Consider the following 6,961-nt stretch of genomic DNA (forward strand, 5'->3'; position numbering starts at 1 on the left):
CATACAACGACGAGGTGCTTGCCCTGGCCGACGTGGTGGTTGTCGATGTCCAGCTCGACTTTCTCAAGGAGGAGCTCGGCAACTGCCGCAGCGGCAACGTGGAGATGAGCGCCCTCGAGGAGTCGTTCGAGACCATCGCCAAGAGGATCCCCGCCGGCTGCCTGGTGCTGATCGAGACCACGGTGGCGCCCGGTACGACCGAGCAGATCGCCCTGCCGGTCATGCGCAAGATCTTCCGCCAGCGCGGCATTAAAACCGATCCGCTGCTGGCCCACTCCTACGAGCGGGTCATGCCGGGCAAACAATACGTGGCCTCGATCCGCGACTTCTGGCGCGTCTGCAGCGGCGTCAACGAAAAGGCGCGCGAACGGGTGGTCAAATTCCTCAGCGAAGTGATCCACGTCGAAAAATATCCCCTAACCGTCCTCGACCGGCCGATCGAGTCGGAGACGGCCAAGATCGTCGAGAATTCCTTTCGCGCCACCATCCTCGCTTTCCTTGACGAATGGTCATTGTTCGCCGAGCGCAACGGCGTCGATATCGGCAAAGTCATTAAGGCCATAAAAGTCCGGCCGACCCACAGCAACATGATCTTCCCCGGCCCCGGGGTAGGGGGCTATTGTCTGCCCAAGGATGGCGGGCTGGGCGTCTGGGCGTATAAACATGTCTTCGGCTTCGAGGACGACATTTTTCAAATCACGCCCAAAGCCATCGACATCAACGACACACGGGCTCTACATGCCGCCCAGCTGGTGCGCGACGCCTTGCGCAACATGTCCGTCCCCGTCGCCGGCGCCGAGGTGCTCGTCTGCGGCGCCTCGTACCGCGAGGACGTCGGCGACACGCGTTACTCGGGCTCCGAGGTTCTTGTCCGCCGCTTGTCTGAGATCGGGGCCGAGATCCGCGTCCACGACCCTTACGTCGAGCGCTGGTGGGAGTTCGAGAAGCAGGACGAGTACCCGGTTGTAGGCAAAGAGAAGTTCTTCCGCAACCAGAAGAAACTGAAATCGCTGAAGGTTTCGAAAGACCTGGCCAAGTCCCTAATGGGCTGCGACGCGCTGATCCTCGCCGTCCGCCACGAGGAATATCTCGATCTGGATCCGAAAGAAATTGTTAAACTGGCCGGAAAGCCCATTGCTATTATCGACTGTTTCCTGATCCTGAGCGACGAGAAGATCAAGGAGTACATCGCCCTGGGCTGCGAGGTGAAAGGGCTGGGCCGAGGGCACATCAAAAGGTTAAAAGAAGAAGTCCAATCAAGGCAAAAGGCAAAAGGCGAAAGGTAAAAGTGAAGATGAAGGCAAAAGAAACACCCGATCTATTCGAATTTTTTCTAAAGATACTGCGAGCCTTAGCCCGGGAAAAAGTTGAATACATACTTATCGGCGGTTTCGCTGTAATCCTGCATGGGTTGGCTCGTTTAACAGCGGATATCGACATTTTTATCAAGCCTGAAGTGGAAAATTTGAATAGATTGAGAAAGGCACTACATGAAGTTTTTCCTGCAGATCCTGAGATCGACTCCATTTCTCTTGAGGACTTGCGCGAATATGCGGTTGTCCGTTTTGGAACCACAGCTGATTTCTACATCGATATCGTGGCCGCTATTGGAGAAATGTTCCATTATGAAGACCTGCAATACGAATTACGAGAAGTCGAGGGGGTCTCGATCCGAATCGCAACTCCCGAAACCCTGTTCAAAATGAAGAAAGACACGGTCCGGCCGGAAGACAAGCGGGATGCTTGGTTTTTGGCCGAACTGATCGATAAAAAATCTTCTGAGAAAAAATAATGCCCGTGCAAAAATTCCGCACCTTCGCCGACGCTGAAAAGGCTCTCTGGGAATTCTATCCAGACGAAGCCTACTTTCGACGCCTAGCTGCCCTGTGGAAAGCCGCCCATCGCCTTTGCCCCAGACCAGCAGTTAGAACAGGAATAATTCGCCTACGGACTTTTGAAGAAAAAGCAGCCTATACAGAAGGCGAAAGGCAAAAGTGAAGAGAAAGAAAGAACTTCTGAGGTTTAAGTTATTTTCTTGCAAAATAAGCTGAAATGTGCTATAATAAACCATAATTAGAAGAATGAACGATCCTGAATTGAGACGATTCATCCGTGATCACAACCAGTACTTCTGGTATACCCCCGAGCATGAAAAGGAAAACATCAGCCCGGAATTGCTGCTGGAAACCATATTGAATTATGGCACGATGGACGAAGTCCGTGAATTGCTCCAACTGTTGGGCGTCCAGGAAGCGGCCCGGATATTTTTTGCCGCTTCCGGCAGGAAAAAGTTGAATTACTATCCGGAAATCCGCCACTTCTTCTCCCTGCTTTTCAAGCGTTATGCATAAGGAAATACTCAGCCCGTCGCAGCGCGAGCTCCTGCCCCTGGTGGCGAAATTCAAGGATGAGTTCTGCCTGGTCGGCGGCACTGCCGTGGCCCTGCACATCGGGCACCGCCGTTCCATCGATTTCGACCTTTTCAAGCACGGCGAATTGCGCCACAAGAAGATCCTCGACGCTGTAAAGGCGCACGGCCTTCCGGTCCAGGTCACCCGCCGGGTGGAGGAGCAGCTGAACCTGACGGTCGGCGGGGTCAAGCTGACGTTTTTCGACTACCCCTTCCCGATCCCGGCTCCGCATTCCTTTGAAAACATTCTCGTCCTGCCCGACCTGCTGACCCTGGCGGCCATGAAGGCCTACGCCTTGGGGGGAAGGGCAAAATGGAAGGACTACGTCGACTTGTATTTCATCCTCAAGGGCCGTCATTCGCTCCCCGAAATCAGCGCCAAAGCCGGCGCTATATTCGGCGAGCTTTTTTCGGAAAAACAGTTTCGCGCCCAGTTGAGTTATTTTAAAGACATCGACTTTTCCGAGCCCCTTGAATATTTGCCGCCTGCGATCGCGGAAAGTGAAATAAGGGAGTTCCTGATCGAAAAGGCCACTGATACATGCCTACTTCAAAGCTGATCGCTGAAAAAAAAGAAAGGGATATCCTGCGTCTGCAGAAACTGACCCCGGAGCAAAGGTTGAAAGCCCAGATAAAGCTCAATGCTTGTATCAAAGAACTATTCTTTGCTGGCTTAAGCAGCAAGGGATTCTCCCAAACCGAGATCGTCCGGTTATGGAAAGCAAAATGAAAAAAGCCGACTTGCTGCCGATTTTGAAAGTATTGCGTGAAGCCGGCATCCCCTTCGCCCTGGCCGGCGGGCCGATTGACCTGGAAGACGCCAAGTCTATCCTGGAGATCATGAAAGGCAAGCTGGACATGAAGTACCTGGAAGGTGAATTGAAACGTTGCCGGCTATCTCTTGATGGATTAACTAATCTCAAGGAAAAAGGCAAAAGGCAAAAGTAAAAAGGCAAAAGTGAAGAAAACGACAATATGAAGGAAAACGATCTTTGCCAGAGGCTGTTTAATTTTGCAGTCGATACGATCACATTTCTGAAGAGCATGAAAATTAATTCAGGCAACGGTGTGGTCAAAATGCAGTTGACTAAGGCTGCAACTTCCAGTGGGGCTAATTATGAAGAGGCCCAAGGCGCTTCATCCAAGGCTGATTTCATCAATAAGGTCAGGATCTCTTTGAAAGAAATGCGTGAAGCCAATTATTGGCTCAGAATCCTGCAGAAGATCGAAAGCAAGCATCCTACAAGATTAAACCTTCTCATCACGGAATCTAATGAACTAAAAAACATTCTGGGTTCCATTTGCAAAAAGGCCAATGAAAATAAAGCTTAAAAAGAGAGTTTTTAATGCCGTATAAGTTCGATTTAATTACGGTTTCTTCACTTTTTACTTTTTACTTAAGGATTCGCTAATGACAGTTTCTCAACGTATTTTATCTTTAACTTCTTTAAAGTGCATTGTTTCTTCACTTTTTACTTTTGCCTTTTGCCTTTTGCCTTGAGGTTTCAACTATGACAACTTCTCAACGTAATTTTGCTTTAATCGGAGCTGCCGGCTACATCGCTCCCCGCCACCTCCAGGCCATAAAAGACACAGGTAATATTTTAATAGCGGCGCTGGACCGCTCCGATTCAGTAGGGATACTGGACCGCTATTTCCCCGACACCGCCTTTTTCACCGAATTCGAGCGCTTCGACCGCCACGTGGAAAAGCTGCGCCGCCAGGAAGAGGCCAAGCGCGTCCATTATGTCTCCATAACTTCTCCCAACTACCTCCACGACGCGCACATCCGCTTCGCCCTGCGCATCGGCGCCGACGCCATCTGCGAAAAGCCGCTTGTGCTCAACCCCTGGAACGCCGACGCCTTGAGCGAATTGGAGCAGGAGACTGGCAAGAAGGTTTACAATATCCTGCAGCTGCGCCTGCACCCGGCCATAATCGCCTTGAAGGAGCGGATCACAAAGGAAAAATCAAAGAATAAATACGATATCGAGCTGACGTACATCACCTCCCGCGGCCTGTGGTACGAAGTCTCCTGGAAAGGGGACATCGCCAAGTCAGGCGGTGTGGCAACCAATATCGGCATCCACTTCTTCGACATGCTCCTGTGGATATTCGGCAAGCTGCAGAAGCAGGTCGTCCATATTGCCGATGACAGGAAAATGTCCGGGTACTTCGAGCTCGAAAGGGCCCGCGTCAGCTGGTTCCTTTCCCTGGACAGCTCCGATCTGCCGAAGGCGGCCAAGGATTCCGGCAAGAACACCTATCGCACGTTGAAGTTGAATGACGAACTCTTTGAGTTTTCCGAAGGTTTCGGCGACCTGCACACGGAAGTGTATCGCCAAGTCCTCGCCGGCAAGGGCTTCGGCATTGACGACGCCAGGGCGTCGATCGAGTTGGCGCATGAGATCAGGAGCGCAGTGCCAGTTGGGCTAAAAGGAGAGTATCATCCTTTTTCGAAAGTTGGCGCTTAGTGACAAGTGTAGTCACACTATGGTTTCAGCACGTTCCGGCAGCCGCTGAAACCATTCAGTGTGACTATACCAACACTGAATGTTTTCGGCGACTTAGCGAAATTGCCAAAAACATAGTGTTGGTAACGAGTAACAAGTGACGAGGGAAGAGAAAAGAAAGACAATTATGCGAAATTCAAAACTGATTGAAGCTAAAAAAGAAAGGGATATCCTGCGTCTGCAGAAACTGACCCCCGAGGAGCGGCTGAGGGAGGAGGTCGGGCACAATGCCATGATCAAGAAATTATTTTTCGCCGGTTTGAGCAGCAAGGGATTCTCCCAAACTGAGATCATCCGCTTATGGAAAAGCAAATGAAAAAAGCCGAGCTGCTGCCGATTTTGAAGGTATTGCGTGAAGCCGGCGTCCCTTTTGTTCTGGCCGGAGGGTATGCCGTTGCTGCTTGGGGAACTGTACGCGCCACCAGGGATATCGACTTCATCGCTGCTGTGGCTCCCGACAAAATTCCCGCGCTGATCAAAGAATTCATAAAAGCGGGTTTCAAGGGGAATTACAGGCCCGGGGACGAAGACGATCCCGTCAGGGGAGTGATCGGGTTGGAGAGAGTTGATGCGGAAGCTGCCGAACCGGTGGAAATCATTTTGGGAATCAAAAAAATGCCCGCTGACATATTTGCCCGTGCGCGGCAAATTCGCTTTTTCGGCGTGGAAGTGCCGGTGACCTCTCCGGAAGACCTGATCGTGCTCAAGTGCCTGGCCGGCGGGCCTGTAGACCAGGAAGACGCCCGTTCGATCTTGAAAATCATGAGGGACAAACTGGACTTGGAGTATCTGAAAACTGAGTTCAAGCGCTGCCGCTTGTCTTTGGAAAAGCTGAATAAAAAGTAACGAGTAACAGGTGACGAGTGACGAGATAAGAGTCGGAGAAAAGACAATTGCAATCACATAAAGATCTGAATGTTTGGAAGAAGAGCATGGAGTTTGTTCAAAATATTTATCGTATTACCCGTGAGTTTCCCCAGGAAGAGCAATACGGACTTTCTGCACAAATGCGGCGGTCTGCTATTTCTATTCCAAGCAATATTGCCGAGGGTGCTGCACGAAATTCTGTGAAGGAGTTTAAACAGTTTCTTTACATTTCCTTGGGTTCCGCAGCTGAAATTGAAACGCAATTGGAAATCGCTGAAGGATTGGGATACATTTCAGATGGAAAAACACTCCAAACAAATATTATTGAGATACGAAAAATGTTAATGGGACTGATTTCATTTGTAGCCAAAAAGAAAACTTCCCTAAAGGTGTAAAATTTCTATGCATTATCTTTTCTCTTCCTTGTCACTCGTTACTTGTCACTCGTTACTGAGCTCGTTTGATTGCTTTTCCTCATCACTTGTCACTCGTCACTCGTCACTTGTCACTAAGTCGAGGTATTCACATGCCTGAAAAACCCTACTTCGTTCACGAATCCTCCTTTGTCGATGACAATGTCACCATCGGCCCCGGCACCAAGATCTGGCACTTCTGCCATGTCCAATCCGGCGCGAAATTGGGCTCCCGCTGCATCCTTGGCCAGAACGTCAACATAGGCAACAATGTGGTGATAGGTGACAACGTCAAGATTCAGAACAATGTCTCTGTCTACGAAGGCACGACAATCGAATCCGATGTTTTCCTTGGACCCTCCTGTGTGCTGACCAACGTTTCCAATCCTCGTTCGCAGATCCTGCGCCACTCGCTTTATGAAAAAACCCTTATCCGCCGCGGCGCGACTATCGGTGCAAATGCAACTGTAGTTTGCGGCATCACCCTGGGCCGCTACTGCTTCATCGCCGCCGGCGCGGTCATTACCAAGGATGTTCCAGATTACGCGTTTATAGTTGGTGTCCCAGGCAAGCAGAAGGGTTGGATGAGCCGCCATGGTCATGTCCTTAAGCCCGGTCCTGATGGAATCATGGTTTGCCCGGAGAGCGGATTTCGCTATGAGGAAGTAGCACCTGGAACTCTTATATGCCTGGACCTGAATGAAGAAGAGCCGCTGCCGGAAGGGTTGAGTAAAGGCGGGAAAAGTTACAAAGAGTTT

11 protein-coding genes are annotated in these 6,961 nt (G+C 50.6%); all 11 read left to right on the plus strand.

Annotated elements, in window-relative coordinates; genetic code table 11:
• On the plus strand, positions 1 to 1,286 hold a 1,286-nt coding region (locus NTW95_12665; protein ID MCX6558261.1), incomplete at its 5' end, for a GDP-mannose dehydrogenase.
• Between the two features lie 8 nt (positions 1,287 to 1,294).
• A complete protein-coding gene (locus NTW95_12670) occupies positions 1,295 to 1,792 on the plus strand; it encodes a hypothetical protein (protein MCX6558262.1) in 498 nt (165 codons plus the stop codon).
• A gap of 289 nt (positions 1,793 to 2,081) precedes the next feature.
• Positions 2,082 to 2,351: a hypothetical protein gene (locus NTW95_12675; GenBank protein ID MCX6558263.1), complete on the plus strand. Its 270-nt coding sequence runs from the start codon at positions 2,082 to 2,084 to the stop codon at positions 2,349 to 2,351.
• Positions 2,344 to 2,970, plus strand: coding sequence for a nucleotidyl transferase AbiEii/AbiGii toxin family protein (locus NTW95_12680; protein MCX6558264.1), 627 nt, complete (start codon positions 2,344 to 2,346; stop codon positions 2,968 to 2,970). The genes NTW95_12675 and NTW95_12680 overlap by 8 nt, the downstream gene beginning before the upstream one ends.
• 166 nt (positions 2,971 to 3,136) lie before the next feature.
• Positions 3,137 to 3,358 (plus strand): hypothetical protein, encoded by a 222-nt coding sequence (locus NTW95_12685; GenBank protein MCX6558265.1) that lies wholly within the window; start codon positions 3,137 to 3,139, stop codon positions 3,356 to 3,358.
• A gap of 27 nt (positions 3,359 to 3,385) precedes the next feature.
• The gene (locus tag NTW95_12690) at positions 3,386 to 3,742 is read left to right on the plus strand and encodes a four helix bundle protein (protein MCX6558266.1); all 357 of its coding nucleotides are present in this window, start codon (positions 3,386 to 3,388) and stop codon (positions 3,740 to 3,742) included.
• 179 nt (positions 3,743 to 3,921) lie between these two features.
• Positions 3,922 to 4,884, plus strand: a complete 963-nt coding sequence (locus NTW95_12695) for a Gfo/Idh/MocA family oxidoreductase (GenBank protein ID MCX6558267.1) — start codon at positions 3,922 to 3,924, stop codon at positions 4,882 to 4,884.
• A 166-nt stretch (positions 4,885 to 5,050) separates the two neighbouring features.
• Positions 5,051 to 5,239 carry a hypothetical protein gene (locus NTW95_12700; protein ID MCX6558268.1) on the plus strand — a complete coding sequence of 63 codons (189 nt, stop codon included), beginning with the start codon at positions 5,051 to 5,053 and terminating at the stop codon, positions 5,237 to 5,239.
• Positions 5,236 to 5,769: a nucleotidyl transferase AbiEii/AbiGii toxin family protein gene (locus tag NTW95_12705; GenBank protein ID MCX6558269.1), complete on the plus strand. Its 534-nt coding sequence runs from the start codon at positions 5,236 to 5,238 to the stop codon at positions 5,767 to 5,769. The genes NTW95_12700 and NTW95_12705 overlap by 4 nt, the downstream gene beginning before the upstream one ends.
• Positions 5,770 to 5,816: 47 nt before the next feature.
• Complete coding sequence (locus NTW95_12710; GenBank protein ID MCX6558270.1) at positions 5,817 to 6,185, plus strand: four helix bundle protein; 369 nt, start codon at positions 5,817 to 5,819, stop codon at positions 6,183 to 6,185.
• Between the two features lie 131 nt (positions 6,186 to 6,316).
• Positions 6,317 to 6,961 (plus strand): acyltransferase (locus tag NTW95_12715; GenBank protein ID MCX6558271.1); only part of this gene is annotated, 645 nt, incomplete at its 3' end.

The organism is Candidatus Aminicenantes bacterium, assembly GCA_026393795.1.
In the GTDB taxonomy this organism is placed as follows: domain Bacteria; phylum Acidobacteriota; class Aminicenantia; order UBA2199; family UBA2199; genus UBA2199.